The 25,622-nt window shown below is 58.9% G+C and carries 23 protein-coding genes; 3 read left to right on the top strand and 20 right to left on the bottom strand.

The features are described from left to right. Window positions 1-39: 39 nt before the first annotated feature. The 18 genes from dut to ACOYW0_RS12485 form a co-directional block, all read right to left on the bottom strand. Window positions 40-498, bottom strand: a complete 459-nt coding sequence (gene dut / locus ACOYW0_RS12570; protein WP_180138653.1) for a dUTP diphosphatase — start codon at window positions 496-498, stop codon at window positions 40-42. Between the two features lie 358 nt (window positions 499-856). After that, a complete protein-coding gene (locus tag ACOYW0_RS12565; protein ID WP_482418752.1) occupies window positions 857-2,158 on the bottom strand; it encodes a M16 family metallopeptidase in 1,302 nt (433 codons plus the stop codon). Then, the gene (locus tag ACOYW0_RS12560) at window positions 2,100-4,313 is read right to left on the bottom strand and encodes a polyribonucleotide nucleotidyltransferase (protein WP_180138649.1); all 2,214 of its coding nucleotides are present in this window, start codon (window positions 4,311-4,313) and stop codon (window positions 2,100-2,102) included. The genes ACOYW0_RS12565 and ACOYW0_RS12560 overlap by 59 nt, the downstream gene beginning before the upstream one ends. Before the next feature lie 231 nt (window positions 4,314-4,544). After that, on the bottom strand, window positions 4,545-4,814 hold the full coding sequence (gene rpsO / locus ACOYW0_RS12555; RefSeq protein ID WP_180138647.1) for a 30S ribosomal protein S15: 270 nt from the start codon (window positions 4,812-4,814) through the stop codon (window positions 4,545-4,547). Between the two features lie 268 nt (window positions 4,815-5,082). Beyond that, complete coding sequence (gene truB, locus ACOYW0_RS12550; protein WP_482418751.1) at window positions 5,083-5,988, bottom strand: tRNA pseudouridine(55) synthase TruB; 906 nt, start codon at window positions 5,986-5,988, stop codon at window positions 5,083-5,085. A gap of 9 nt (window positions 5,989-5,997) precedes the next feature. Next, window positions 5,998-6,963 carry a DHH family phosphoesterase gene (locus ACOYW0_RS12545; protein ID WP_482418750.1) on the bottom strand — a complete coding sequence of 322 codons (966 nt, stop codon included), beginning with the start codon at window positions 6,961-6,963 and terminating at the stop codon, window positions 5,998-6,000. Between the two features lie 105 nt (window positions 6,964-7,068). Further along, the gene (gene rbfA / locus ACOYW0_RS12540) at window positions 7,069-7,449 is read right to left on the bottom strand and encodes a 30S ribosome-binding factor RbfA (RefSeq protein ID WP_180138635.1); all 381 of its coding nucleotides are present in this window, start codon (window positions 7,447-7,449) and stop codon (window positions 7,069-7,071) included. 142 nt (window positions 7,450-7,591) lie between these two features. After that, on the bottom strand, window positions 7,592-10,564 hold the full coding sequence (infB, locus tag ACOYW0_RS12535) for a translation initiation factor IF-2 (protein WP_482418749.1): 2,973 nt from the start codon (window positions 10,562-10,564) through the stop codon (window positions 7,592-7,594). A 104-nt stretch (window positions 10,565-10,668) separates the two neighbouring features. Further along, window positions 10,669-12,150: a transcription termination factor NusA gene (gene nusA, locus ACOYW0_RS12530; protein WP_482418748.1), complete on the bottom strand. Its 1,482-nt coding sequence runs from the start codon at window positions 12,148-12,150 to the stop codon at window positions 10,669-10,671. Continuing rightward, window positions 12,150-12,680 (bottom strand): ribosome maturation factor RimP, encoded by a 531-nt coding sequence (locus ACOYW0_RS12525; RefSeq protein WP_482418747.1) that lies wholly within the window; start codon window positions 12,678-12,680, stop codon window positions 12,150-12,152. The genes nusA and ACOYW0_RS12525 overlap by 1 nt, the downstream gene beginning before the upstream one ends. Window positions 12,681-13,049: 369 nt before the next feature. Continuing rightward, the gene (locus ACOYW0_RS12520) at window positions 13,050-13,379 is read right to left on the bottom strand and encodes a MerR family transcriptional regulator (protein ID WP_482418746.1); all 330 of its coding nucleotides are present in this window, start codon (window positions 13,377-13,379) and stop codon (window positions 13,050-13,052) included. A gap of 199 nt (window positions 13,380-13,578) precedes the next feature. Then, the gene (gene pheT / locus ACOYW0_RS12515; RefSeq protein WP_482418745.1) at window positions 13,579-16,008 is read right to left on the bottom strand and encodes a phenylalanine--tRNA ligase subunit beta; all 2,430 of its coding nucleotides are present in this window, start codon (window positions 16,006-16,008) and stop codon (window positions 13,579-13,581) included. 1 nt (window position 16,009) lies between these two features. Continuing rightward, window positions 16,010-17,017 carry a phenylalanine--tRNA ligase subunit alpha gene (gene pheS / locus ACOYW0_RS12510; RefSeq protein WP_482418744.1) on the bottom strand — a complete coding sequence of 336 codons (1,008 nt, stop codon included), beginning with the start codon at window positions 17,015-17,017 and terminating at the stop codon, window positions 16,010-16,012. A 199-nt stretch (window positions 17,018-17,216) separates the two neighbouring features. Next, entirely contained in the window at window positions 17,217-17,567 is a 351-nt protein-coding gene (gene rplT, locus ACOYW0_RS12505) for a 50S ribosomal protein L20 (protein ID WP_180138621.1), read from the bottom strand. 245 nt (window positions 17,568-17,812) lie between these two features. Next, window positions 17,813-18,010: a 50S ribosomal protein L35 gene (gene rpmI / locus ACOYW0_RS12500; RefSeq protein WP_180138619.1), complete on the bottom strand. Its 198-nt coding sequence runs from the start codon at window positions 18,008-18,010 to the stop codon at window positions 17,813-17,815. 251 nt (window positions 18,011-18,261) lie between these two features. Further along, on the bottom strand, window positions 18,262-18,756 hold the full coding sequence (infC, locus tag ACOYW0_RS12495) for a translation initiation factor IF-3 (protein ID WP_281374464.1): 495 nt from the start codon (window positions 18,754-18,756) through the stop codon (window positions 18,262-18,264). A 198-nt stretch (window positions 18,757-18,954) separates the two neighbouring features. After that, window positions 18,955-19,464, bottom strand: a complete 510-nt coding sequence (locus ACOYW0_RS12490; RefSeq protein ID WP_482418743.1) for a nucleoside deaminase — start codon at window positions 19,462-19,464, stop codon at window positions 18,955-18,957. A 228-nt stretch (window positions 19,465-19,692) separates the two neighbouring features. After that, entirely contained in the window at window positions 19,693-20,250 is a 558-nt protein-coding gene (locus tag ACOYW0_RS12485; RefSeq protein WP_482418742.1) for a type I restriction enzyme HsdR N-terminal domain-containing protein, read from the bottom strand. Between the two features lie 498 nt (window positions 20,251-20,748). Here ACOYW0_RS12485 and ACOYW0_RS12480 point away from each other — a divergent pair, with 498 nt between their 5' ends. From ACOYW0_RS12480 to ACOYW0_RS12470, 3 genes are all read left to right on the top strand, one after another. Continuing rightward, entirely contained in the window at window positions 20,749-21,807 is a 1,059-nt protein-coding gene (locus ACOYW0_RS12480; protein WP_482418741.1) for a deoxyguanosinetriphosphate triphosphohydrolase, read from the top strand. A 62-nt stretch (window positions 21,808-21,869) separates the two neighbouring features. Beyond that, entirely contained in the window at window positions 21,870-22,451 is a 582-nt protein-coding gene (locus tag ACOYW0_RS12475) for a YkgJ family cysteine cluster protein (RefSeq protein ID WP_482418740.1), read from the top strand. A gap of 34 nt (window positions 22,452-22,485) precedes the next feature. After that, window positions 22,486-23,262: a YkgJ family cysteine cluster protein gene (locus ACOYW0_RS12470; protein WP_482418739.1), complete on the top strand. Its 777-nt coding sequence runs from the start codon at window positions 22,486-22,488 to the stop codon at window positions 23,260-23,262. A 183-nt stretch (window positions 23,263-23,445) separates the two neighbouring features. On the opposite strand, the gene ACOYW0_RS12465 is transcribed toward ACOYW0_RS12470, so the two are convergent. Together ACOYW0_RS12465 and ACOYW0_RS12460 are read right to left on the bottom strand one after the other, a co-directional pair. Beyond that, window positions 23,446-24,264, bottom strand: a complete 819-nt coding sequence (locus tag ACOYW0_RS12465) for an SDR family NAD(P)-dependent oxidoreductase (protein WP_482418738.1) — start codon at window positions 24,262-24,264, stop codon at window positions 23,446-23,448. 263 nt (window positions 24,265-24,527) lie between these two features. Next, window positions 24,528-25,253 carry a YkgJ family cysteine cluster protein gene (locus tag ACOYW0_RS12460; RefSeq protein WP_482418737.1) on the bottom strand — a complete coding sequence of 242 codons (726 nt, stop codon included), beginning with the start codon at window positions 25,251-25,253 and terminating at the stop codon, window positions 24,528-24,530. Window positions 25,254-25,622 lie beyond the last annotated feature (369 nt).

Genomic DNA, 25,622 nt, shown 5'->3' with positions numbered 1-25,622 from the left:
AGTTGAATAGTTACGTTTTGTTTTGATGTTACACCGGCCTTATACGCCGGTGTGTCCGAAGCCGCCATCTCCGCGCTCTGTGGCGTCGAGGTCGTCCACCACGGTGATCTCGGCCTGCCAGACGCGGGTCACGATCATCTGGGCGATGCGCTCATTGCGATTGATGATAAAGGGCTCGGCACCGAAGTTAATGAGGGCCACCTTGACCTCGCCCCGGTAATCGCTGTCGATGGTGCCCGGTGCGTTGACGATGCCGATGCCGTGCTTGACAGCCAAGCCGCTCCGGGGCCGGATCTGGGCCTCAAATCCCTTGGGCAGGGCCATGGAAAACCCGGTGGGGATCAGGGCCACGGCACCGGGTGCCAGGGTAACGGGGGCTTCGTTGGCCGCATGGATATCCATGCCCGCGGCCTCCTCGGTCATGTAACGGGGCAAGGGAACGTCGCTGTTTTTCTGCGGGTCAAGGCGCTTGAAGGCCACCCGGGGTCTGTCGGTCATATCGGCTCCATATAATAAAAAAATGCGTAACTAATCAGTTCAAAAGCGCCTCCGGCGGCCCTGCCGGGGGCCAAACTTTTGAAAAGTTTGACAAACAGGTCTTAAGTAAAGTCATTCCAGGCTTCGCCGAAAGAAATTCGTCACTTCTTTTGGAAAGTTTTTTGCGGAGCTTTTTTTCAAAAAAGCGACCCGCCGGAGGCCTGCTTTTTTTCTGCGCCTTTGACCATGGAGACTCGTTTTACGAAACGGCAAAAAATACCGTAACAGGCAGAGACAAAAAAAGGTACCCCCACACGGGAGGTACCTTTAATTTTTTTTGGTGTCATGGGGAGCCGGCCATGGGATCAACCGGACGCCATCACAACCCGAAGACCTTTCGGATCTCAGCTTCGGAAGGGTCGGGACCGAGGACGGCCACGGCGGGTTTCTGGCTGAAGGCCATGTCCGCGACCTTTCGGACCTCTTCCACGGTGACTGCCTCAATCTGGGCCACCACCTCATCCAGGGAGAGCTGGCGTCCGAAGTGGAACTCGCTGGAGGCAAGTCGTGCCATCTGGCTGTCCACGCTCTCGGAGGCCAGGAGAATATTTCCCTTGGTAAAGGCCTTGGCCTCGTCCAGGGTCTCCTGGTCCACGCCGTGCTCACAGAGCCTCATGAGCTCCTGGTTCGTCACCTCCAGGCATTCGGTGAGCCGGTCCGGGCTGACGCCCGCATAGACACCGACCATGCCGCTGTCCACGTAGGACGCGTTAAAGGAGTAGACGTTGTAGGCAAGGCCACGCTTTTCCCGGATCTCCTGAAAAAGCCGGGAACTCATGTTCCCGCCCAGGATGGTGTTCATCAGGGAGGAGGCAAAGCGCATCTCGTCGGTGACGGAGAGGCCGGGCCACGCCAGGCTCACGTGGGTCTGCTCGATGTCCCGGGACAGGGCCTTCACCCCGGACAGGGGGGCAGGCACCTTCCGCACGGGAAATCCGTCCCGGGCCTTGATGCCTTCAAAGGCCGGGGCCAGAAGGGAGACAATCTCCTCGTGGTCCACATGACCTGCGCAGGAAATCAGCACCCGGTCGGGCTGGTAGAGATGGGAAAAGAACCGAACCAGGTCCTCCCGCCCGTACCCCAGGATCTGCTCCCGGGTGCCCAGAATGGACCGCCCCAGGGCGTGATCCCCCCAGAAACACTCTTCCAGGAGGGTATGGATATGATCCTCGGGGTTGTCCTCCACCATGCCGATCTCAGAGAGAATCACGGGCCTTTCGCTCTCCACCTCTTCCTGGGAAAAGGTGGAGTTCAAAAAGATATCGCTGAGCAGGTCCGCCATGGTGACGAGGTGCTCATCCATCACGCGGGCGTGATAGCAGGTGTTCTCCATGGAGGTAAAGGCGTTGGTCTGCCCGCCAATGGCGTCGAAGGCCTTGGCGATGTCGTAGGACGACCGCTTTTGGGTTCCCTTGAAGAGCATGTGCTCGATGAAGTGGGAGAGCCCGCCTTCGGGCACGGCCTCGTCACGGGCGCCTGCGTCTACCCAGACGCCCATGGAGACGGATCGCACATGGTCGATCCGTCTCGAGACGATCCGTACGCCGTTTGTCAGTGTGGTCTTATCGACGGCCCCTGTCATTGCCCCCTCGACCACCTCGTCCGCCGCGTCCGCGGTCATCCCTTCGGCCGCCCCTGTCGTCCCGGCGTCCGCCGCGATCATCGCGGTGGGGACGTGCCTCTTCCCCTTCGGGGGCGGGCAGGACTGCCTTGTGGCTCAGGCGGATTTTTCCGTCGCGGGTCACCTCAAGGACACGGACCTTGAGCTTGTCCCCTTCGCTGACAATGTCGGAGACACTGTTCACGCGGTAGTGGGCCAGCTCGGAGATGTGGACGAGGCCGTCCACGCCCGGGCGGATGGTGACAAAAGCGCCGAAATCGGCGATCTTGGCCACGGTGCCTTCGTACTCTTCACCGGGCTCGGGATCGGTGCCGATGTCGTTGACGATCTGAACCGCTTTGGCTGCGTCTTCGGCGTTGACGGCAGTGATCTTCACGGTGCCGTCATCGGAGACTTCCAGGCGGGTGTTGGTGTCGGTCTGGATCTGGCGGATGTTCTTGCCGCCGGGGCCGATGATGTCTCGGATCTTGTCCGGGTTGATCTTGACCACGTGCACCTTGGGTGCGTGGACAGAGATCTCCTCACGGGGTGCGTCGATGGCGTCGAGCATCCTGTCGAGGATGTGGAGACGACCTTTACGGGCCTGCTCCAGGGCCTTGACCATGATCTCCTTGGGGAGTTCGTTGATCTTGATGTCCATCTGAAGGGCAGTGATGCCCTCGGAGGTACCGGCCACTTTGAAGTCCATGTCGCCGGTGTGGTCTTCATCCCCGAGGATATCGGAGAGGATGGCCACTTTGTCGCCCTCTTTCACGAGGCCCATGGCGATGCCGGAAACCGGCTTGGAGATGGGCACGCCGCCGTCCATGAGGGCCAGGGTGCAGGAACACACCGTACCCATGGAGGAGCTGCCGTTGGACTCGGTGACCTCGGAGACGAGGCGCACGGTGTATTCGAAATCTTCCTTGGAGGGAAGGATCGGCTCGATGGCACGGAAGGCCAGGGCACCGTGACCGATTTCACGTCGGCTGGGTGCGCCCACGCGCTTGCACTCTCCCACGGAGTAGGGAGGGAAGTTGTAGTGCAGCATGAAGGGCTTGGTGGTGTCCCCGGAGAGGGTCTCCACACGCTGCTCGTCCATGCCGGAGCCCAGGGTCAGGATGCCCATGACCTGGGTCTCGCCGCGGGTGAACAGGGCGCTGCCGTGGGGGCGGGCCAGAACGTCCACGTCGCAGGTGATGTCGCGGATCTCGTCAAAGGCGCGGCCGTCGATGCGGTGCCCGTCTTCGAGGATGATGGCGCGGGCCACCTTCTTGCTCAGGGAGCTGAAGATATCGGAGATCTCGTCCTTGCGCTCGGCCATCTCTTCGGAGAGGCCTTCGATGAGCTCGGCTTTAACGGCTGAGACTGCGGCTTTACGGGCCATCTTGTCTTTCACCTGAAGGGCTTCGCGGACCTTGGCGGCCGCCTGGCCGTCCACAAAGGAAACCAGGGACTCGTCCACGGCAGGGGCTTCCACCACGCGCTTTTCACGGCCCACGGCCGCACGCATCTGCTCCTGGATATCAATGAGGGGCTGGATGGCGTTGTGGCCTGCTTCCAGGGCCTCGATCATCTCGGCTTCGGAAACCACTTTGGCCCCGGCTTCCACCATGGTGACACCGGTCTTGGAACCGGCCAGCACGATGTTGATGTCGCACTCTTCCATCTGGCTCAGGGTGGGGTTGATGACGAACTCACCATCCACACGGGCCACACGTACGGCGCCGATGGGCCCTTCAAAGGGCAGCTCGGAGATATGCAGGGCCGCGAAGGTGGCGATCATGGCCAGCACATCGGGCTCGTTCTCTTTGTCCATGCTCATGACGGTGGCGATGACCTGGGTCTCGCAGCCGTACCCGTCGGCAAAGAGGGGTCGGATGGGGCGGTCGATGAGGCGGCAGGTGAGAATCTCTTTCTCGCTGGGACGCCCCTGCTCACGCCTGAAGTAGTTGCCGGGGATACGTCCGGCCGCGTAAATCTTCTCCTGGTACTCCACGGAGAGGGGAAGGAAGTCGATTCCCTCCTTGTTCTTATCGGCCCCTACGACGGTAACCAGCACGCTGGTTTCGCCCATCTGTGCGATGACGGCCCCGGAGGCCTGCTTGGCGATTTTGCCGGTTTTAAGGGTCAGTGTCTTTCCGTTCAGCTCGGTTTCAAAGCTGTATTCTTGCATCTATTGCTCCTTGGTTAGGTGAAACCGCTGCGTTCATTTGTGAGGCCCCTCATCGAACGTCCTCATAAATAACGGCACGCGTGAGCCATCCACCCATATGACGGGGGTCGATACCTCAGGTGTGCTTATTTAAAAGGAGTTCGGTTTCGGGTTGCCTCGTGTGCGGCGGTCAAGGGGTATGGGAGTGCGGAGGGCACCGGAACCATTTCCGGTGCCTTCCGCAAAAACCATCTATCGTTTGAGGCCGAGTCGTGCGATCAGCTCACGGTAACGAGTGATGTTCTTCTTCTTCAGGTAGTTCAGAAGACGACGGCGACGGCCGACGAGAATCAGAAGGCCACGACGTGAGTGGTGGTCTTTCTTGTGTACCTTCACGTGCTCGGTGAGGTACTTGATTCGGTCGGTCAGAAGCGCAATCTGCACTTCGGGGGAGCCGGTATCGGACTCGTGGGTTTTGTACTGCTCGATGGTTCCCAGTTTCTGCTCAGTGGTAAATACCATGGGTCTTGCCTCCAAATCTGGGCGCGCACCCTTCGGAGGGACGTTTTTCCGCTCCGTCGTGCATGGTCGCCCTTAATGAATAAAATTGGAATAATGAAAACCGGCAAACCGTTCGGCAAACGTATCTGCCAGCCCCGCCCGGCCTTCTCCGATCCGATATTCCATTCAGACCGGCTGCATCATTCGGGCGGTTGCTTCTGCTCGCATAAGTGCGACCGTAAGTCCCCCACAGGGAACCCCGACGCACAAATAACGAATAATTATACCTTTATGCGTTAAAAACACAACAATATTTATGATGTGCCCCGTATTTTGCCGACTCCACCACGGCAATCAGGGCGCCGTGGCCGTCCAGGACCCGGCAGAAATCAGCCCTGGCCTCCTGGCCGCAAGGCGTCCAGGCCAAAGGGTTCCCGTTCATGACCAGGGCCCGGGTGGCCTCGTCCACCACCATGGAAGGCAGGTGGGAGAGGGCCTCTGCCATGGGAATCATGGACAGGTCTTCCCGTTCCATGGTCTCTGCCTCGGAAAGGGGCAGGGCCTCGTCCACATGAAACCCGGAGCTCTCGATACGGCGAAGGGCGGTGAGGTGCCCCACGGTCCCTGCGGACTCTGCCATGTCCCGGGCCAGGCTGCGGATGTAGGTCCCCTTGGAACAGCTGACCTCGAAATCGATGTGGGGAAAGGAGAGGGCCACGAGCCGGTTTTCATGGAGAGTCACGGGACGGGGGGGCTTTTCCACGGCCTGCCCTTTTCGGGCCAGCTTGTAGAGGGGCACCCCGTTGTGTTTGAGGGCCGAGTAGATTGGCGGAACCTGCATGAAGTCCCCTGTAAAAGCGGCACACAGGGCCTCTGCTTCGGGAAGTCCCAGGCGCGCCTCAAGGGCGGCCATGGCCTCGGCAGACTCGGTGGTGAGCACCTCGCCGTCGGGGTCAAGGGTATCGGTGAGGGTCCCCAGGCCAAGGCGGGCTGCGTAGCGCTTGTCCGCATCAAGAAAAAACCGGGAGAGCCGTGTGGCCTTTCCCACGGTGATCACCATGAGGCCCGTGGCAAAGGGGTCCAGGGTGCCCGCATGGCCCACCTTGGAGAACTTGAACCGCTTTTTGATGCGATAGACAACCGATGCCGACGAGATTCCCGCCGGCTTGTCGATCAATAAGATACCGTCGTTCATCTGTCTTATCTAGAATGCGTCGGAGATCCGAAGCACTTCCTTTTTGATGTCCTTGAGGCTGGTAAAGGAGGTAAAGGCGGCTGCGCCGGGATGGCCGCCGCCACCGTAGGCCGCGGCAATGATCCCAACATCCACGGGACCGTTGGAGCGCAGGCTGACGTGGTAGTGGGGCTTGGGCCTGTCCCCGGGCAGGGGCCGGGACTCCTGGATGAGAACGGCCACCTGCACATCTTCGATGTGCTTGGCGTAGTTTACCAGGCCGTTGATGTCGTCCACGCTGGTCTCAGTCTCCCGCAGCATCTCCTGGGTCAGGTACATGACGGAGAGCTTGCCGTTGTCCGAGATCTCGATGGTGTCCAGCACCATGTTCAGGAGCTTGAGGCGCCCCAGGGAGTAGGTGGCAAACAGGGTCTGGGCCACCTTGTAGGAGTCCACCCCCGTCTCCACCATGCGCCCGCAGATAAAATAGGCCTCCGGGGTGGTGTTCTGGAAGAGAAAAGAGCCGGTGTCTGTGAAAATGGCCGTGTAGATGGCGTACGCCATGGAGACGTCGATGGGCACATTCAGATCCGTCACCAGGCGGTAGACGAGTTCTCCGGTGGACGAGGCGGCCGGATCCACCATCTGGTGGAGGCCGAAGCCGGTGTTGGTCACGTGGTGGTCGATGTTAAGAACGGTGGGTATCCGGCCCACTTCGTCGGCATGGGACCCCACCCGGGACAGATCGCTGCAGTCCAGGGCCACGGCGGTGTCGTAGGACGAGAGGTTGCCGGGATCAGACATGATTCGCTCGATGCCGGGAAGAAAACGAAAAATGGCGGGAATGGGGCTCTCATTATAAAGCCGCACGTTTTTCCCCATCAACGACAGGGCACGTCCCAGGGCCAACAGCGACCCGATGGCATCACCGTCGGGTCGGATATGGGTCACTAGGAGCAGGCTCCTGCTCTGTTTCAGGGATTCCAGAATCATCATCCTGATGGCCTCGCATAGCTCTGAACGATCCGTCTGTATAAGGTCACAGGAAAAACCACGGCACCCTGCGCACCAACGCGTGACGTCGTCGCTGAAGTTACCGGGTTACGACTCCGACTCGCCTTCTGATTCGGAGTCACCATTGACCGAGAGAGTTTTGAGGACCTCGTTGATATGCGAACCGTAGTCAAAGGATTCGTCATACACAAAGGTCAGCGACGGCATGAACTTCAGCCCGAGCTTGCCGGCCAGGGATTTGCGCAGAAACCCCGAGGCACTTTTGAACCCGGCCAGGGCGTCGTACTTGGCTTTTTTTCCACCGGACACGCAGAAAAAAACCTGGGCATGGCGCAGGTCGTCGGTGAGCTTGACGCCTGTCACGGTGGCCATATCAAGGCGGGGATCGCTCACCTTTTTGTGCAGCAGTTCCGAAAGGGTGGACTGAATTTTAACGCTGACCCGTTCAGCACGAGAAAACGGCTTCATACTGGGTATGTATCCTTATGGTGTCAAACGCTGAAATGCCCCGTCATGAAAAACCGGTAAGGCGTATGGCGAGGCATTGCAGCGTGGAAGTCTTTTCAGAAATACCAGAATAGAATGCCGGCCCGAAGGCCGGCAGGATGCGCTAATCGAGGGAAGGTTTGATCTCTTCCAGGTAGTAGCAGTCGATGGTGTCACCGAGCTTGACATCGTTGTAGTTCTCGATGCCGATACCGCATTCGTAGCCCTGGGCCACTTCTTTGGCATCGTCCTTGAACCGCCTGAGGGAGGCCAGGTTGCCGTCGTAGACGATAACCCCCTCGCGCAGGAGGCGGACCTTGTTGCCACGGACAATCTTGCCTTCGAGAACGTAACACCCGGCAATGGTCCCTTTCTTGGGAATCACAAAGGTGTCGCGAACTTCGGCACGACCGAGGATCTTCTCCTCGAAGGTGGACTCCATGAGTCCGACCATGGCGTCTTTGAGGTCCTTGATGGCATCGTAGATGATGTCGTAGAACCGCATATCCACGCCCTCTTCCTTGGCCATGTTCTGGACCTTGGTGGCGGGGCGGACGGCAAAGCCGAGGATAATGGCGTTGGAGACCGCAGCCAGGGAGACGTCGGATTCGGTGACGGTACCGGTGGCGGCGTGGATCACATTGACCTTCACCTCGCTGGTGGAGAGCTTGCCGAGGGACTCGCGCAGGGCCTCGATGGAGCCGTGAACGTCGGCCTTGATGATCAGGTTGAGATCCTTGACCTCGCCCTCTTCCATCTGCTCGAAGAGACGATCCAGGGTCACGCGGCTGTTCTTGGCCAGCTCGCGGGCACGGGCCTTCTGGAGGCGGTGCGCACTCACCTGCTTGGCGTCTTTGTCGTCTTTGACCGCAACCATCTCGTCGCCGGCTTCGGGAACACCGGTGAGGCCGATGATCTCAACAGGCATGGAGGGACCGGCCGTGGTGACCTGCTCGCCCTTGTCGTTGAACATGGCTCGGATCTTGCCGTGGTACATGCCGCAGACAACGGACTGCCCGGACTTCAGGGTACCTTCCTGGATCAGGACCGTGGCCAGGGGGCCGCGACCGATGTCGAGCTTGGACTCCACCACGTGGCCGATGGCCAAACGATCGGGGTTGGCATCCAGCTCCAGAACTTCTGCCTGGAGAAGGACCATATCCAGCAGATCGCCGATACCTTCGTGGCTCTTGGCCGAGACGTTGACGAAGATGGTGTCTCCGCCCCAGTCTTCCGCCAGAACTCCGTGATCGGAGAGCTCTCGCTTCACACGATCCGGATCGGCATCGGGCTTGTCGATCTTGTTCACCGCAACGATGATGGGCACCTCGGCCGCCTTGGCGTGGTTCAGGGCCTCAACGGTCTGGGGCATGACGCCGTCGTCGGCGGCAACCACCAGGATAACCAGGTCGGTGACCTTGGCACCGCGGGCACGCATGGCGGTAAACGCCTCGTGACCGGGGGTGTCGAGAAAGGCGATGGCCCCGTTTTCGGTCTGCACGTGGTAGGCACCGATGTGCTGGGTGATGCCCCCGGCTTCCCCTGAGGTGACGGAGCTTTTACGGATCACGTCAAGCAGAGAGGTCTTGCCGTGGTCGACGTGGCCCATGATGGTGACCACGGGGGATCGGGTCACACGCTTCGAGGGATCCTCGTCCACGGAGGAGGTGCTCAGGATGGTCTCTTCTTCAAAGGCCGCGCGCTCCACTTCAAAACCGAATTCCACGGCAACGAGCTCTGCGGTATCGTAATCGATGGTCTGGTTCACCGTGGCCATGACGCCCATGCCCATGAGCTTGATGATCATGTCGTTGGCCTTGATGCCCATGCGCTTGGCCAGTTCGGCCAGCACGATGGTGTCATCCACCTTGATGCGTCGCTTGATGGCCTTGGGTACGGTAATCTGGGTCTTCTGGCCCACGGGCTGCTGCTTGTGCCTGCCGCCCTTACGGCCTTTGCGGCCCCGGCCTTCGGAGTACAGGGCGTTGCCCTCTACCACGGTCTTCTTACGACCCTTCTTGCGAGAGCCGAAGGCGTCTCCGCCGGTCTCGTTACCACGCCCGCGACGGCCCTTCTTGCCGCGTGAATCACCGGCCATCTCGCCACCCGTGGGGGGCATCTGGGGCTCATGGGTTCGCTCGTTGCGATCGTGGGTGTTGTTATGGGGCGTCGAAGGTCGGGAGTAACCGTTACCACGATGGGTTGACGCCTCTTTGTCCCGGAGGAACGCGGGCTTGGTCCCGGGCTCGGGGAGTTTGATAATCTTGGCAGCCGTGAACTTCTTCACTTTCTTGCGTTTCTTCTTGGGCTCATCTTTATCAGCCGCAGAAGCATCCGCCTCATCAGGTTGTCCCGTCTTACCGCCTTCTCCGGCTTCAGCTGCCGGAGCCACATCTTTTTCAGCGGCCTTTTCAGCCACCGGTGCCGCCTCTTGGGCGGGTTCGGCTTTCATTTCTGTGACACTCTCCTCTTCGTTCTTGGCCTCGACAACGGGTGCTTCCGGCGTCTCGGCAACGGGAGCTGGCGTCACGCTTGCGGGCTCAGGGGCGACCTCGGGGGCTGCGGGCTCTTCCTGGGAAGGCGTCTCAACCTCGGGGCGCTTGATGATGCGGGCCGGCTCACTTTTCTTGGCTTTCTTGGGTTTCACGGGCTCGGTGGCCGCCTTGGCCTCGGCCTCGGCTGCTTCGTCCTCTGCCTCGACCACAGGCGTCTCCGCCTTTACCACCTCTTCAACAGGGGGAGTGGTCTCGGAGGCGGCTTCGTCAGCGGTTTCCGGCTGAGGAGGCTTCACCTCGGGGCGCACCACCTCTTTTTCCGCCACGGCGGCGGGCTCCACGTCGGAGGCGCTTTCTGCCTCGGCGTGTTCTGCATCGTTACTGCGCTTGCGTCGCCTGATGACGGTCTTTCGAACGCGCTTGTCCCGAGTCTCCGGATCTTTATCGCCAAAGAGGTTCTTTCGGATCAACTCAACGGTATCATCCTCAAGAGAACTCATATGACTTCCAACCTCAATGCCCATGGCCTCAATCTTGTTGAGCAACGCACGGTTGGTCATATTCAGGCTTTTGGCAAGTTCATAAACTCTGATTTTTGCCATTCACTCCCCCTAATATATTCTGCAATATATTCTGCAACAACTCCCTGTTCACACGGCTTACCGAAAAACCAATCCTTGTGTGACGCCCGCCCGGGTTTTAAGGCTTACGCGTCGAGATTCGGCTCGGGGTCTGATTCCTGCTCCGGGCTATCGCCCTCCTTGTCGGCCTCATCGGCGTCCAGGGGTTCCGGCTCGGGTTCTGCTTCCTGCTCCGCGCTCTCGTCTGCACCGTCGGCCTCTTCGGCCACCGGCGTATCAAGCTCGGATTCCTCCGACATCTCGTCTTCGGGGATGTCGCTCGCAGCGGCGTCGTCTGCCGCTGACTCATCATCTTCTTCGCTTCCCGTCGCCGCAGGCTCCGGGTTTCGGGCTGATTCAAGGACCAGGGTTGCCCGCTCCTCGTCAAAGCCGTCGATGTCGAGAAGATCGCTCATGGAGGCTTCCGCCACATCATCGACGGTGTAGTACCCGCTGGAATGAAGGGCCTCGGCCTGGGCTGCACCGACACCGGGGATGCTCATCAGGTTGTTGAACTCATCCTTGAGCGACCGGCTGTGCTCTTCTTCGCTGACCACATCCAGCTGCCATCCAGTCAGGATGGATGCGAGCCGGACGTTCTGCCCTTTCTTTCCAATGGCCACGGAGAGGTAGTCCACAGGGACGATGACCTCCATGGTCATGGTGTCTTCATCGATGATCACCTTGGCGATCTCCGCAGGTGCCAGGGCGTTGCAAACATAACGGGCGGCATCTGGGTGCCAGGGGATGATATCGATCTTCTCCCCTTTGAGTTCCTGGACCACGTTCTGGACGCGGCTTCCCCGCATGCCCACACAGGCGCCCACGGGATCGATGTCCGAATCGATGGAGCTGACGGCAATCTTGGCACGTACGCCGGACTCCCGGGCAGCGCCGTTGATCTTGACCACCCCTTCCATGATTTCGGGGACCTCGGTCTTGAACAGGGCAATGAGAAACTCCGAGCTGGCGCGGGTCAGGATGACCTGGGGACCACGGGATTCCAGGAGAATATCTTTGATGAGGGCACGGACCCGATCGCCTCGGCGGAAGGTCTCCCGGGGGATCTGCTCCCGCACGGGAAGCACGGCCTCGGTGTTGCCGAGGTTGACGATGAGGTCTCCCCGGTCCACACGCTGGACAATGCCGTTGATGATCTCTCCCTTGCGGTCGATGAAGCTTTCATAGATGGCTTCGCGCTCGGCATCCTTCATCTTCTGGATGATGACCTGCTTGGCAGACTGGGCGGCAATGCGACCGAAAGTAGAGGTGTCGACCTTCAGGCCGAGGCTGTCCCCCATCTCGCAATCCCGATCCAGCTTTCGCCCCTCTTCGATGGTGATCTCCACGTCGGGATCCACCACCTCATCGACGACTTCCTTGAACTGGAAGACCTCGATCTCACCGGATTCTTCGTTATATTGAACCTCAATGTCGGCATTTTTGCCCAGTTTTTTCCGGGCTGCAGACGCAAGGGCTTCTTCCATTGTCTTGATCAGCACATGAAAATCGATACCCTTGTCTTTGCTGACCTGCTCAACAACTCGTTTGATCTCTGAAATTTGCATCAGCTCTCTCCAATATTTCCGACAAGTCTGGCACGTTTGATGTTCTCAAGGGCAATCTCGTGCGTTGTTCCATCCACGTCCATGCACACCATCTCACCCGGGGCCTGCCCGAGGAGTGTGCCTTTGAAACGGCTTCTCCCTTCAATGGGGGAATGGGTCGTGATGACAGCCATGCTCCCTTTGAAGCGATCGAAATCCGCTGGTTTGGAAATGGGTCGGTCAAGGCCCGGTGAGGAAACCTCCAGACGGTATTCACCGCGGATGTCCAGGGAGACGTCCATGAGGTCGCCCAGCTGGCGGCTCACATTGGTGCAGTCGCCCAGGCTCACCCCGCCCTCTTTATCTATATAAAGGCGTAGAATCGTCTGGCCGAACTCGGTCACGGTCTCCATGTGAACAAGCTCCAGCCCTTCGCCCTCGCACAGGTCATCGGCAAGGCGCCGCGCCTCGGCGAGGTGCCGTCCGGTGATAGCCGATTGCGATCGGCCCTCTTTTTTTCGATTTTTCTGTTTCTTGGAGCTGGTACCCATACCGTTTATCCGTTCAACCCACTGTAACACAGCGCAGTAAAAAACAAAAAACGGGCGTTTTGCCCGTTCCCGAATGCAACAGACCTTCATGTCACGGCATCGCCCGAGTGAGCAGACACCACTGCCGAATGGCCTCAAGGAACGGGGCTCACCCAGCAAAAAGCCCCGAAAATGGGACTATTTCAAGGGGCGCACGGGTGGTAAATACGACAGGGCCAAACCCTTCGACGCCAGGTACCGGCGGGTTTTACCCCCCCGGAGCAAGCGTTGCGCGCAGCTCCCTCAAATTTCCAGCCTATTCTAATAAGATAAAAAAAGTGTATTGTCAATATATTAATCAGGGAGGCCGCGCCCGAGGCCTTGTGCCGCCTAAACCATGGCCCGAATCAGCCGCAATTCGTCCACAATCCCCTTGAGAAAATCCTGGGTGGATGTCGGGGCGGCGTCTTTTTCCTTCCCCTTGCCCCCGAGCATTTTTTTGGCGCCTTCGATGGTATAGCGCTCATCGTGGAGCAGGCGCTTGATCTCAAGGATTGTGTCGATGTCTTTCCTGCGGTACATACGCTGCCCCGACTCCGTGCGCTTGGGACGAATGGCGGAAAACTCGCCCTCCCAAAAACGCAGGACATGGGACTCCAGCCCCGTCAGGCTGCTCACTTCGCTGATTTTGAAATACTTTTTCTGAGGAACAATACCCATTTTATCCTCCCCGCCTTGCGTGTCCTGGTAACCGGACCGTCACCGCGTCCAGCCCGCGCCAACCTCCTTTTCGGCACTGCAACCACGTTTGCGTCGCGCCCCAGCCCAAGGCCGGGGCGCCTCAAAAAAAAGGGGCGCCAAAGACGCCCCTTTCCTGCCCGATCACAGCGTTCCTGTGTTGTCGGTGCCTTAAATGGAATCAGGGAAGGACAGCATCGAAACGCTTTAACAGCATCTCCATGATCCGGGTGTGAATCTTATTGACCGCCTTGTCGTTGAGGGTCTTGTCCGCAGATCGGTAAACCACCCTGAAGGTAAGGCTCTGCTTGCCTTCGGGAATGTTCTCCCCGGCGTACCGATCCAGAAGCCACGCACGCTCAATGAGGGGCTGCTTCTCGTCCAGGATGGAAGCCACCGCATCACCAGAGCGGACGGACGCCTCGCAGATGATGGTCACGTCCCGCGTCACGGAGGGAAACTTCGGAATGGCCGTGGCCTGACGATCTCCGGAGATACGCTCCGCAAGAGGCGCCATGGCCAGTTCAAAAACAAAGACATCCTGTTTGAGCTCAAAGCTCTTCAGCACATCGCCGTGGACCTTGCCGGCAAGACCGATCACCTCATCGTCCAGCAGAATCTCAGCCGTGTACCCCTGACGGGTATAGCTGCAATCATCCGCTGCCATGGGCCGGAAAGCAACCCCGGAAACATGCAGGGCCTCAAAGAAACCTTCGAGGGCGCCCTTGAGATCGAAGAAGTCGCACGATTCTTCCTTGCCGAACCAGGAGGCGGCCCGGCGGTCACCGGTGACAAGACCGGCAAGCATTTCCGGCTCCTGGGGAAGGGTTTCCCCTTCTCCTGCGATGAAGGTAGCCCCCACCTCGAAAAGCCGCAAGCTGCGCTCCTGGACGCTGATGTTTCGAGCGGCAGAGGAGAGAAGCCCGGGCACAAGGGAGGTTCGCATCACCTTCTGCTCTTCGGAAATGGGGTTGAGGATGGTCACCAGGCGCCTGCGGGGATCTGCCTCGGCAAGGCGCAGCCTGTCCACGGCGTCTTCCCGGATAAAACTGTAGTTGACGGCTTCGTTGAAGCCAAGCCCCACAAAGGCGCCGCGTACAGCCTGACGCGCCTCAAAAGCGGGAGGGTAACTCTCCTTGGCAGCCACGACCTTGGCGTAGGAGGTCTCGATGTTGTTGTACCCCCAAAGCCGGGCGATCTCCTCGGAGATATCCTCGGGCCGTTCCACGTCCACGCGGAAGGAGGGCGGAACCACCTCCAGGGTGTTGGCGTCTGAAACGGTGACGGTAAATTCGACGCGGGCAAGGTATCCTGCCATCTCATCGGCCGACAAGGACGTTCCCAGGCGCCTGTTCAGGGCGTCCACGTCCACGGTGATGGTGCGGGGCGCATAGGGCACGGGGTTTTCGTCAATGAGGCCTTCCACCAGGCGCCCGTTGCCGAGCTCTGCCATAAGGGCCGTGGCCCGATCCAGGGCATACACAACCCCCTCGGGGTCGGTGCCGCGCTCGAAACGATGGGACGCATCGGAATGGATCCCCGTAAGCTTGGAGGTCTTTCGGACGGAGGTGGGATTGAAGCAGGCGCTCTCCAGGAGTACGCGGGTGGTCCCCTCCTCGATCTCGGAGTTCATGCCCCCCATGACCCCGCCGATGGCAACGGATTTCTCGCCGTCGCAGATCATCAGCATCTCGGCGTTGAGCTTGTGCTCTTTTTCATCCAGGGTGGTAAAGGCCTCCCCTTCTGCTGCGCGCTTCACCACGATGCGGTTCTCGGCAAGGCGGTCAAAATCAAAGGCGTGCAGGGGTTGACCGGTCTCCATCATCACGAAGTTGGTGATATCCACGATGTTGTTGATGGGTGTCAGGCCCACGGAGAGAAGTCGCCGCTGGAGCCAGGCCGGAGACGGCCCCACCTTGACATCAAAGACCAGACGGGCGGCATACCGCCAGCACAGATCCGCGTCTTCGATGGTCACCGAGGTGTGATCACCGATGGTACCCAGGGACGCATCGGCCTCGGGAAGGGCCACTGCCGGACGATTAAGCGCCACGGGTGGCTCCTGAAGCGAACCGGCTTCACGGGCCACACCGAGCACGCTGAGGCAATCGGGACGGTTGGGGGTCAGGTCGATCTCCACCATGGAGTCGAACAGGTCCAGGGCTTCTTTAAGGGGCGTACCGGGCACAAGGTCGGTACCGAGCTCCATGAGACCGGAGGCATCGGTGTCCAGCTGAAGCTCCCGCGCGCTGCAGAGCATGCCGCCGGACTTCTCACCGCGGATTTTCCCCTTCTTGATCTTCACCCCCCCGGGCAGAACCGCGCCGGGAAGGGCGCAGGGCACCACAAGGCCTTCGGCTGCATTGGGCGCGCCGCAGACGATGCCCACGGGCTCGTCGGCACCCACGTCCACCTGGCAGAGCCGGAGCTTATCGGCGTTGGGATGGGGTTTTGCCTCGACAATCCGGGCCACGACCACGCCGTCAAGGGAGTCATACAGAGGGGTTACGGAGTCCACCTCCAGGCCGGCCATGGTGAGCCCGTCTGTGAGGCCTTCGAGACCCATCTCCAGGGGTATGTATTCTTTTAACCAGCTTAGACTGAATTTCATCTTAGAATTGCCTCAGGAACCTGATGTCGTTTTCAAAATACTTCCGAATATCATCCACGCCGTATTTGAGCATGGTGATACGCTCGATGCCCATACCGAAGGCGAAGCCGCTCACCTTGTCGGTGTCGTAGCCCACGTTCTCCAGAACAGCGGGGTGCACCATGCCGGAGCCCAGAATCTCAAGCCAGCCGGTATGGGAACAGACTCGGCAGCCCTTGCCCCGGCAGATCACGCACTTGATGTCCACCTCGGCGCTGGGCTCGGTGAAGGGGAAAAAGCTGGGACGGAACCGAAGGGAGATGCCGGGATCGAACATCTGATGGATAAAGGAGGTAAGAACGCCCTTCAAATCCCCGAAGGAGACGTCTTTGTCCACATAGAGGCCTTCCACCTGGTGGAACATGGCCGTATGGGTCAAATCGGAGTCACACCGGTACACCTTGCCCGGAGCGATGATCCTGACGGGAGGCTCGCTCTTTTCCATGACGCGGGGCTGAGTCGGAGAGGTATGGGTCCTGAGCACGGTTTCGGGCGAAATATAAAAGGTATCCTGCATATCCCGGGCGGGATGGTGCTTGGGAATGTTGAGGGCTTCAAAGTTGTAGTAGTCGCTCTCGACCTCGGGCCCCTCCACCACGGAAAACCCGAGACGGGTAAAAATCTCACAAATTTCCGTGGCAATGCGGGTGATGGGATGAAAGGAGCCGACCTCGGCACGGCGCCCGGGAAGGGTGACATCAATCCCCGGGTCAGACGCCTCGGCCTCGGCCACAAGGACGCTCAGGCGCTCTGCAACGGCATTTTCGAGCCCGCGCTTCATCTCGTTGGCCCGCTTGCCCGCCAGGGGACGCTCCTCCGCAGGGAGGGCGGAGATATTTTTAAGGTACTGAGTCACAAAACCCTTTCGACCCAAATACTGGGTGGAAAGGGTTTTCACGCTTTTCTCATCGGAGGCCGCCTCAATGTCGGAAAGGGCCTCACTGTAGATCTGTTCGATATTAGTTTCCACGGTCGCGCTACGTATCCAGTTTGGATGGCCTCAACCTTCAAGAGGGTCGGGACCTGTTAAAAAAACGAGGCAAGGCAGCGTGCTTTGATGAAAGCGAGGCCGCCTTACCCCGAAAAAGGCCCATCCGAAAGAGCGGGTCGACATGCGTGGCACCAAGGCCGTCAATGCACGACCCGACTGTGGCAGGGAATCGATCTCCTTAAAGCTGCTGGGACGCTCGCTCTGCAATCACGGAAAACGCTGCAGGGTCGGAAACGGCCAGTTCAGCCAGGACTTTACGGTCCAGATCGATGTTGGCCAGCTTCAGGCCATGGATAAACTTGCTGTAGGAGAGACCGTTCATACGCGCGCCGGCGTTGATACGGGCGATCCAGAGTCTACGGAACTCGCGTTTTTTCTGCTTGCGGTCACGGTAGGCGTACATCAACGCCTTGTCTACGGAGTCGGCCGCGGTGCGAAACAGTTTGCTGCGACCGCCACGAAAGCCTTTGGCCAGCTTAAGAACCTTATTTCGACGCTGCCTCGCTTTAGTTCCTCTTTTAATTCTCATTGTCTTTCTATCTCCTTCGTTACATCACGGCCTGACCGTTTACCTACAGTGGCCCGTGATGTCCGCCGTTTTTTTCTGGTGATGGTGACCGCACTGAACCTTAAACGTCCAGCAACGGTTCAAAATCTCATTTTCGATTCCGTTGATCGGCCCGCTCGAACCTGATGACCTCCGGATCCCGTACGGCACGGCCGTTAAGGGGCTGGGGTTCCAGGCGGGGACAATCGCCTCTGCTTCAAGAAAAGCTACCCGTTGGGGAGCATTCTCCTGACAGCTTTAACGTTGGTTGCATCAAGAACCTGTGCAAGCCTCAGAGACCGCTTGCGCTTGGTGGTCTTCTTGGTAAGGATGTGGCTTGAGTTGGACTTGTTGAACTTGTATTTGCCGGAACCGGTCTTCTTGAAGCGCTTTGCAGCTGCTCTGTTGGTCTTGATCTTGGGCATGGTGTAAAACCTCTTTCACATTTAAGGTGGCGCAGACATCTGCCGCCCGAAGGCCGAAAAACCACAGGCGAACCGAACGTGTACGGTACCGCCTGCGCCGAATGTCATCACGTTGACGCCCCGAACCGGGAAACGGGGACCCCGGAGTCGAAGGCATTATGATGACCCCGCAAAAAGCCGCAAGTCACCGGCCAGGTCTCCGGCATACCGGAAGACCACGGAGGGTGACCTTTGTGCTTTGCGAAGGCATCTTACTTGGGAGCGAGGATGATGAACATGGTACGCCCTTCAAACTTGGGCATCTGCTCTACCGTCGCGACGTCTGCAGTCTCTTCGGCGACACGGGCAAGCAACTCGCGTCCCAGGGCGGAGAGGGTAATTTCACGCCCGCGGAACATGCAGGTTACCTTGACCTTGTTCTTCTTGCCGATAAACTTTTTGATGTGACCGACCTTGGTCTGCAGGTCATGGTCACCTGTCTTGGGCCGGACCTTGATCTCCTTCATCTGGAAGGAGCTCTGCTTCTTCTTGGCCTCCTGCCGCTTCTTGGTCTCTTCGTACTTGAAACGACCAAAATCCATAATCTTGCAAACAGGAGGATTCGAGTTCGGTGCCACCTCAACAAGATCGAGTCCGCCTTCAGCGGCTGTGTTCAATGCCTTCTGAATGGGAAGCACGCCAAGCTGGGTTCCGTCGGAACCGATAACGCGCACTTCTCTTGCTCTGATCTTGTTGTTGACGTTGATTTTGCTGCGGTTAGCTATGTTCTCCTCCTCGTGGTCTACTGTTTCAAGCTATCATTCCGCAATCACAGTCTATTTTGCGGATAATGTATCATCAACAAACGTTCTATTTATAGAAGATTTGGCACAAATGCAAGAAAAAAGTTACTTTTTCCGGGTTGTTAATCCCTGAAACCACAGGGAACAACAGGGCCCGGAACATCACACGGCCTCTAAGGTGTACCGCTCCAGGAAGCTGTCCTTCCAGTACCCGTTGTCCGGGTTGGCAAAAAACGCCTTGAACAGCGCCAGGCTCTCCTCCCGAAGGACGCGCCCCCGGACCTCGACCCCGGACTGGGCATACAGGGGCCCAACACTGGAAAGGTCACAGGACGCCCCGCCCCCCATGGCGTCTTCATAGGCCCACACCACACGGGAGACCCCGCTGAGCAGAATCGCCCCAAAGCACATCAGGCAAGGCTCCATGGTACAATACAGCGTGGCCTTGGCCCCCTGGGCAAGCCCCCCGGACTCCAGAAGGCTCCTCAGGGCCGTCACCTCGGCGTGGTCCAGCTCGTTCCCGGGCCCTGCGGCCGTGCCGCTTCGTCGCCCCGTGGCCACCACACGCCCCCCTGACACAACCACGCACCCTACAGGAAAATCCCCTCCCTCAAGGGCCTTTCGGGCCTCACCAAGGGCGACCTCCATCCAACGGACATCGTCTTCAGACACACTCACACTCCCAATTTAATTTTTTTGCCTCCGGCGATCCTGCCAGGGGCCAAACATTTAAAACGTTTGTCAAACAGGTTTTGTTTTTTTGAAGCGAGAGCCCTAACTGGTCACAGTCCCTCATATTTTTTCATTTATCAAGGCATTTACCGCAACGTTTTTTGCGGAGCTTTTTTCAAAAAAGCGACCCGCCGGAGGCATAAGCTGAATAGTTACCACAAAAAACCATCATTCCAGCCTGCAGATGGTGGTATCGCAGGGACAGCTGTCATCCACCTCGCAGGCATGGAGAAGCCGAAGGGCCATCTCCCTGCGCCGCTCCGGCACCGGCGCCATGGGCGCCTCCGAAACCAGGGCCTCAAGCTCGCCCCTGCCGGGGATCGCATCGAATCCGCTCCCCTTCACCTTCCCGGTGACGGCGTCCAGCACATCGGCGTCCTCTCCGTTGGTCACCACCACCACAGGAATCTCATGGGGAGCCAGCACCAGGCACAGGGCCTGGCCCGAGCGGTGGCGGGTGACAATGGAGCCTGGCCGGTAGCGGACCACCATGGCCGCGACCCCACCCGACGAAACGATAAAATCCACAGGAAACCGGGCCTTCTTCTCCCCGGCCCCCACCTCCACAACCCGGGACGCATCGATCTCATCCGGGGCAAACCCGCACACATCCATAAGATGCCGGGCAATTTTCTGGCGATACCGCTCGTCATGGGTATCCGTCAATGTTTTGCCCGTCAGGCAGTCCGTCAGCGTCCCCAGAATCAGGTGATGACCTTCGCTCATATGCGCCTCCTCGACCATCAAATCCCTTTGACCATCTTTCAGCTTAACCGATTCAGCAGGACGAAACAAGAATTGCCGCGCCTCCCCCCGGGGCAAAGACATTCAGGCATTGCCTCCGGCGGCCCTGCCGGGGGCCAAACTTCTGAAACGTTTGACAAACAGGTTTTGTTTTTTGAGGATGCGTCCCTACAAGACATAGCCCCTCTTCTTTATTTAATTACCGGAACGTTTTTGCGGAGCTTTTTTCAAAAAGCGACCCGCCGGAGGCACCCCTCGGACAAAAGCCCTGCCAAAGGCGCCCACACTGCGGCTTTCAGGGCTTCACCTTGTATTTACCCCTCAACCTGTTATATAAAGGTTATTTTATTTTGCCATGGTGCGCCATGGCCGCTCGCATCCAGTGCAAAGGGGGCACCACATGCAAGCCCCGACCAGCCGCTCGTTTCCGGCGCATTGCACGCCACCCGAGATGGTTCTGAAAAGAGGGACAAGGCCATCATGACATCACGTGAAGAGTTCGAAAAAAGGGAGGAGAGCTTTCTCTCCCCCTACGGGCTGCCCAGCTCGCAGTCCAGGGGCCGGGTACGCGAGGAAGAGGCCTGCCCCATCCGGAGCGACTTTCAACGCGACCGGGAGCGCATCGTCTACTGCAACGCCTTCAGACGCCTGAAACACAAAACCCAGGTCTTTCTCTCCCCGCTGGGGGAGCACTACCGCACGCGCCTCACCCACACCCTTGAAGTGGCCCAGATTGCACGGGCCGTGGCCCGCGCCATGCGTCTCAACGAAGACCTCACCGAGGCCATCGCCCTGGGCCACGACCTCGGCCACACCCCCTTCGGCCACAGCGGCGAGACGGTCCTGAAGGAGATCTACTCCGGCAACTTCTCCCATCCCATCCAGAGCCTTCGGGTCATCGACATCCTGGAAAAAAACGGGGCGGGGCTCAACCTCACCTTGGAAGTGCGCGACGGCATCCTTAAGCACTCCAAGGGATACGGCACCATCATCCCGGAGTCCAAACGGGAAAAGGCCTGCACCGCAGAAGGTCAGGTGGTAAGGGTGGCCGACATCATGGCCTACCTGAACCACGACCTGGACGACGCCATCCGAAGCGGGGTCATCTGCAAAGAGCAGATCCCCGAACGATGTGTCCGGGTCCTCGGCAGCAACCACCCGGAGCGGGCCACCACCATGGTCCGGGACCTCATCTACGCCTCCCACCCGGAAAACGGAGAGCTGAAGCTCCAGATCACCGACGAGGTGCACCGGGCCATGGACGAGCTGCGCAACTTCCTCTACCACAACGTCTACCGGTCTCCGCAGGTCCACAACGAGTTCGTCAAATCCAAAAAGATCCTGAGGGAGCTCTACACCTTTTTTCTCCAGGACACCAACGAGACCATCTTCTCACACGAGCTGGCCGCCCTGGAAATGCCGAACCACAACACGATCCGCTCCAAAGAACGCTCCGTCTGCGACTTCATCGCCAGCATTACCGACCGATACGCCCTGGAACTTTACGAGCGCCACTTTTTTCCGTCGTCGCTGGTATAAACCACAATGGGCCCGCACAACCAACCGAGGCCCCATACACGAGACACAAGGCAAAAACACCCATGAACAGAACCCGCCCCCTGATCAAAATCGACAACCCCGAATGGGCCCACCGGATCAAGCACCTTTTCGATAAAATGGATCGCAGCTATGCTGCGGCCGCATCGACAAGCGGGTTCACCTGCGCAGGCTGCGAGGACAACTGCTGCCTCTCCCTGTTTTATCACCACACCCTCATGGAACTCTTCTACCTGAAAGAGGGCCTTGCCACCCTGCCGGAAGAGACCCTTGCCACCGTCACTTTCCGGGCCCAGGAAGCCGCACCCCTGCTCCACCAGCGAGCCAACGGCGAACGGGATGAAAAGGTCCCCTGCCCCCTCATGGAAGAGGGACAGTGCATCCTCTATGAGCATCGCCCCATGGTCTGCCGGCTCCACGGCGTCGCCCACATCCTTGAACGGCCCGACGGCACCGTCATCGACGGCCCTGGATGCGCCCGATACGAACAGGCCGACACCCAAAGCCTGCCCCTGAACCGCACGCCCCTTTACCGGGAGATGGCCATCCTTGAAAAGGAGCTGAGGGAAGAGACAGGCTTTGCCGACCGACTGAGACTCACCATCGCCGAGATGATCCTGCTTTAATTAAAAAAGGCGATCCGCCGGAGACCATAAGCCCATGAAACACCTTGATACACCCACCCTGGACGGCCTTGAAGGCCGCATCAAAGAGGGCGAAACCTTCCGGTTCCGCTGCCACGCAGGCCTTGAATGCTTCAACCGCTGCTGCCGCAACCTCAATCTTTTCCTGAGTCCCTACGATGTGCTGCGCCTCAAGCAGGGCCTGAACATCACGGCCGGAGAATTCATCGACCAATACACCGATGCCGTACTCAGAGAAGGAAAGGCCCTCCCCGAGCTCCTGCTCCGCATGAACGACAACGACGAAGCCACCTGCGTCTTTCTCTCCGAGGCCGGCTGCACAGCCTATGAATTCCGCCCGGACACCTGCCGCACCTTCCCCTGCGAACACGGAGTCTACTACAACGCAGAGGGCACAAGAGAGCGTGTCCTCTTCCTTCGCCCCCCCTCTTTTTGTCGTGGCATCGACGAAGAGCAGGAGCTGACTCCGGAGGCGTGGCAAAAAGACCAGAACGCCGAAAAACACAACGCCATGAACGAACTCTGGGGCGAGGTGGAAACCCTGCTCTCCGGCAACCCCTGGGGCGCAGAAGGCCCCAAGGGCCAGCGCGCCAAAATGGCCTTCATGGCCGCCTACAACGCGGATGATTTCAGGGAATTTATCTTTGGAAGCTCGTTTTTAAAGCGCTGCAAAATCAAAAACGATCTTAAGATGAAACTGAGAAGGGATGACGTGACCGTCATGAAGTTCGGTTTCGAATGGATCCGGGCCGTCCTCCTGGGCATGCCGTCAAAAACGATCCACATAAAATAAAAGCGGGTGCCTCCGGCGGCCCTGCCGGGGGCTAAACTTTTAAAAAGTTCAACAAATAGGTCACAAACAACAGTTACATGAATACCGTTATAAATGCGGATGTGATTTGACCCGAGGAACGAGGGGCAAATCACATCCGCCATCTGCTTTCAAGGTGGCACACCTTGCCGCCGGAGGCTTGCATTACAGCTTTTCCACTCCTTCCGGCATCTCCCACACCCGATCTCCACCCAGGACATACCCGCCGTCGAGGCGAATGACGGAACCCGTCATAAAAGGGGCATCAAACGCGAGGAAGTTCACGGCCTTTACCACATCGTCCGGTGTGCCGGTGCGGCCCAGAAGGGTATGGTCCACCAGACCCTTTTTGACCTTGTCCGGGTGCATGCCCCAGCCTCTAGTCTCTTTGCCGTGACGGGTGTCCATAACCCCCAGCATCAGCTCGTTGACCCGGACATTGGGTGCGCCAAGACGGGCCCAGGTTTCGGTGAGCAGGGAGATGCCACGATTCAGGGCGGAATACCCCTCGTTAAACAGGTAGCTGGCAGGACCGCTTCGCCCCACCATCCCCGCAATGGACGTAAGGTTCACCACGCATCCGTCCGGAGCCTGATTCAAATACGGCAAGGCCGATTCAAACACCCAGCGCTTGGCCGTGAGGGTGGTGGCCACCTCCAGCTCCCACTGATTCTTTGTGTAGGTGCCGTGGACCACGGGCATGCCGCCCCGCTCGATGTTGTTGATGAGGATGTCCAGTCGCCCGAAGCGGTCAATTACGCGCTTGATAAGCCCCGGCACCGCCTCGGTGTCGGTTAAGTCCACGCGAACGATTTCATGGTCGCACCCCACCTCGGCAAAGGCAGCCTCCATGGCCGGAAGGCTCTCCTCCCAGTCGTGCCAGGTCAACACCGTCCGAATCCCGCGGCGGGCCAAAGAGAGCCCGATCTCCCGGCCAATCCCCTTCACCGCCCCCAACACCAACGCCACACGTTCGTCAGTCATCTTTCAAATCCCCTTTCAGTCAGCCCACAGCCAGACATAGGCAAAACACGAAAAACGCCTCCGGCGGCCCTGCCGGGGGCCAAACTTTTGAAAAGTTTGACAAACAGGTTTGGGGTGACTTTATGAACATCTCTGCGGATGTTTTTCCCCGAGGAACGAGGGGAAAAGCATCCCAACCTGGGGTCCAGGGGATCATCCCCTGGCCGCCGGAGGCATGCTTTGTATCACCCACGTTAACACATTGACCATTTCCGAGCTTTACATCACGACGCCCGTCGGGTGCCGAAGAGGCGCTCCCGGATCCAGCCCATGGCCTCACCGAGGAGGGCTTCGTCGTCATCAAGAACAGCTTGTTTGCGGTCCGCATCCAGGGAGATGGTCCCGTCGGCCACCTGGCCTCGGAAACCGTCGAGATCGTAGCAGGCGAGTTCGAAGGCCTTGCGGTCATCTCCTTCCAGTCGGCCGGGCATGTGCTGCTGCTTGAGGCTGATAAGCTCCATCATTCGGTCGTTGTGCTCGTTGTAGGCCACAAGGCCCTGGCTTTCCATCCAGCGTCTCGGGGTCCACACCTCCCCGCCGATGAAGCCCTCGCAGATGGGGTCTTCGATGACGGCAAAGTATTCGGTGATCGAGCCGTCTTCCCGGGAGCGGGCCAGGGCACGGGCCAGGGGAAAGAAGCGACAGGAGGCCGGGCGGTCGTCATACACGGCGCAGCCTTTGTCGGTCACAAAGGGACAGGCGTTGTGTTCCCTGGTGGATGTTTTAAAAGAGACCACGGGGAGGCCGGTGCTATCCCCTGTGTATATAAAGGTATAGGTATCGAGGAACTCGCGGGTGGACATCTTGAGGGCCCGGCTCAACCGGAGGATGTCGTATGGGTAGAGAAACTGGTTGAGATCGCAGCAGCACTGGTTGAAACACCCTTTTTGGGCGCCGCATGCAAAGGTAAAGGATTCGTCGATTCCAATAAACTGTGGTTCACCGCTCATAACACCTCCGTCCGGGGCCATGCCCCCCAAAACATATTGTGCCGGGACCGACCCCGCCCCATTGGGTATGGCGGCACCGCATCCCGACTGTATTTCTTGAGCCTTGTGCCGGAAAGAACCCCTCCCGGCCCCGGTGCGGCATCGCTCCGGAGGCACCATGGTCCCCCAGCCCGGTACCAATGTCAAGACCGCCTGAGGGGTGGCCCCGGGACTGAACGTCAATTCACTGATGGAAACCTTCAAAATTATTGATTTACTAGAACATCGTTCACGCCGACTTATGATAAATTCCTTTTAACAACCCAAAATTTATTCCTTGAAAAGCACCATAAACCCCCGCATCTTAGAGATGTTACCTCACGCTCCGCC

This window comes from Desulfoluna sp. HI9BLuna, from assembly GCF_056829775.1.
This window is presented reverse-complemented; position numbering and strand designations above follow the sequence as displayed.

Excerpts from the sequence above, each read along its gene's own strand:
- ACOYW0_RS12470 (WP_482418739.1), top strand. The coding sequence starts at position 22,486 with ATGAAACACCTTGATACACCCACCCTGGACGGCCTTGAAGGCCGCATC.
- ACOYW0_RS12475 (WP_482418740.1), top strand. The coding sequence starts at position 21,870 with ATGAACAGAACCCGCCCCCTGATCAAAATCGACAACCCCGAATGGGCC.
- rplT (WP_180138621.1), bottom strand. The coding sequence starts at position 17,567 with ATGAGAATTAAAAGAGGAACTAAAGCGAGGCAGCGTCGAAATAAGGTT.
- ACOYW0_RS12465 (WP_482418738.1), bottom strand. The coding sequence starts at position 24,264 with ATGACTGACGAACGTGTGGCGTTGGTGTTGGGGGCGGTGAAGGGGATT.
- rbfA (WP_180138635.1), bottom strand. The coding sequence starts at position 7,449 with ATGAAGCCGTTTTCTCGTGCTGAACGGGTCAGCGTTAAAATTCAGTCC.
- rpsO (WP_180138647.1), bottom strand. The coding sequence starts at position 4,814 with ATGGTATTTACCACTGAGCAGAAACTGGGAACCATCGAGCAGTACAAA.
- infB (WP_482418749.1), bottom strand. The coding sequence starts at position 10,564 with ATGGCAAAAATCAGAGTTTATGAACTTGCCAAAAGCCTGAATATGACC.
- dut (WP_180138653.1), bottom strand. The coding sequence starts at position 498 with ATGACCGACAGACCCCGGGTGGCCTTCAAGCGCCTTGACCCGCAGAAA.
- ACOYW0_RS12560 (WP_180138649.1), bottom strand. The coding sequence starts at position 4,313 with ATGCAAGAATACAGCTTTGAAACCGAGCTGAACGGAAAGACACTGACC.
- rpmI (WP_180138619.1), bottom strand. The coding sequence starts at position 18,010 with ATGCCCAAGATCAAGACCAACAGAGCAGCTGCAAAGCGCTTCAAGAAG.
- nusA (WP_482418748.1), bottom strand. The coding sequence starts at position 12,150 with ATGCAAATTTCAGAGATCAAACGAGTTGTTGAGCAGGTCAGCAAAGAC.
- ACOYW0_RS12460 (WP_482418737.1), bottom strand. The coding sequence starts at position 25,253 with ATGAGCGGTGAACCACAGTTTATTGGAATCGACGAATCCTTTACCTTT.
- ACOYW0_RS12485 (WP_482418742.1), bottom strand. The coding sequence starts at position 20,250 with ATGAGCGAAGGTCATCACCTGATTCTGGGGACGCTGACGGACTGCCTG.
- truB (WP_482418751.1), bottom strand. The coding sequence starts at position 5,988 with ATGAACGACGGTATCTTATTGATCGACAAGCCGGCGGGAATCTCGTCG.
- ACOYW0_RS12480 (WP_482418741.1), top strand. The coding sequence starts at position 20,749 with ATGACATCACGTGAAGAGTTCGAAAAAAGGGAGGAGAGCTTTCTCTCC.
- ACOYW0_RS12520 (WP_482418746.1), bottom strand. The coding sequence starts at position 13,379 with ATGGGTATTGTTCCTCAGAAAAAGTATTTCAAAATCAGCGAAGTGAGC.
- pheT (WP_482418745.1), bottom strand. The coding sequence starts at position 16,008 with ATGAAATTCAGTCTAAGCTGGTTAAAAGAATACATACCCCTGGAGATG.
- ACOYW0_RS12525 (WP_482418747.1), bottom strand. The coding sequence starts at position 12,680 with ATGGGTACCAGCTCCAAGAAACAGAAAAATCGAAAAAAAGAGGGCCGA.
- ACOYW0_RS12565 (WP_482418752.1), bottom strand. The coding sequence starts at position 2,158 with ATGACCGCGGACGCGGCGGACGAGGTGGTCGAGGGGGCAATGACAGGG.
- ACOYW0_RS12545 (WP_482418750.1), bottom strand. The coding sequence starts at position 6,963 with ATGATGATTCTGGAATCCCTGAAACAGAGCAGGAGCCTGCTCCTAGTG.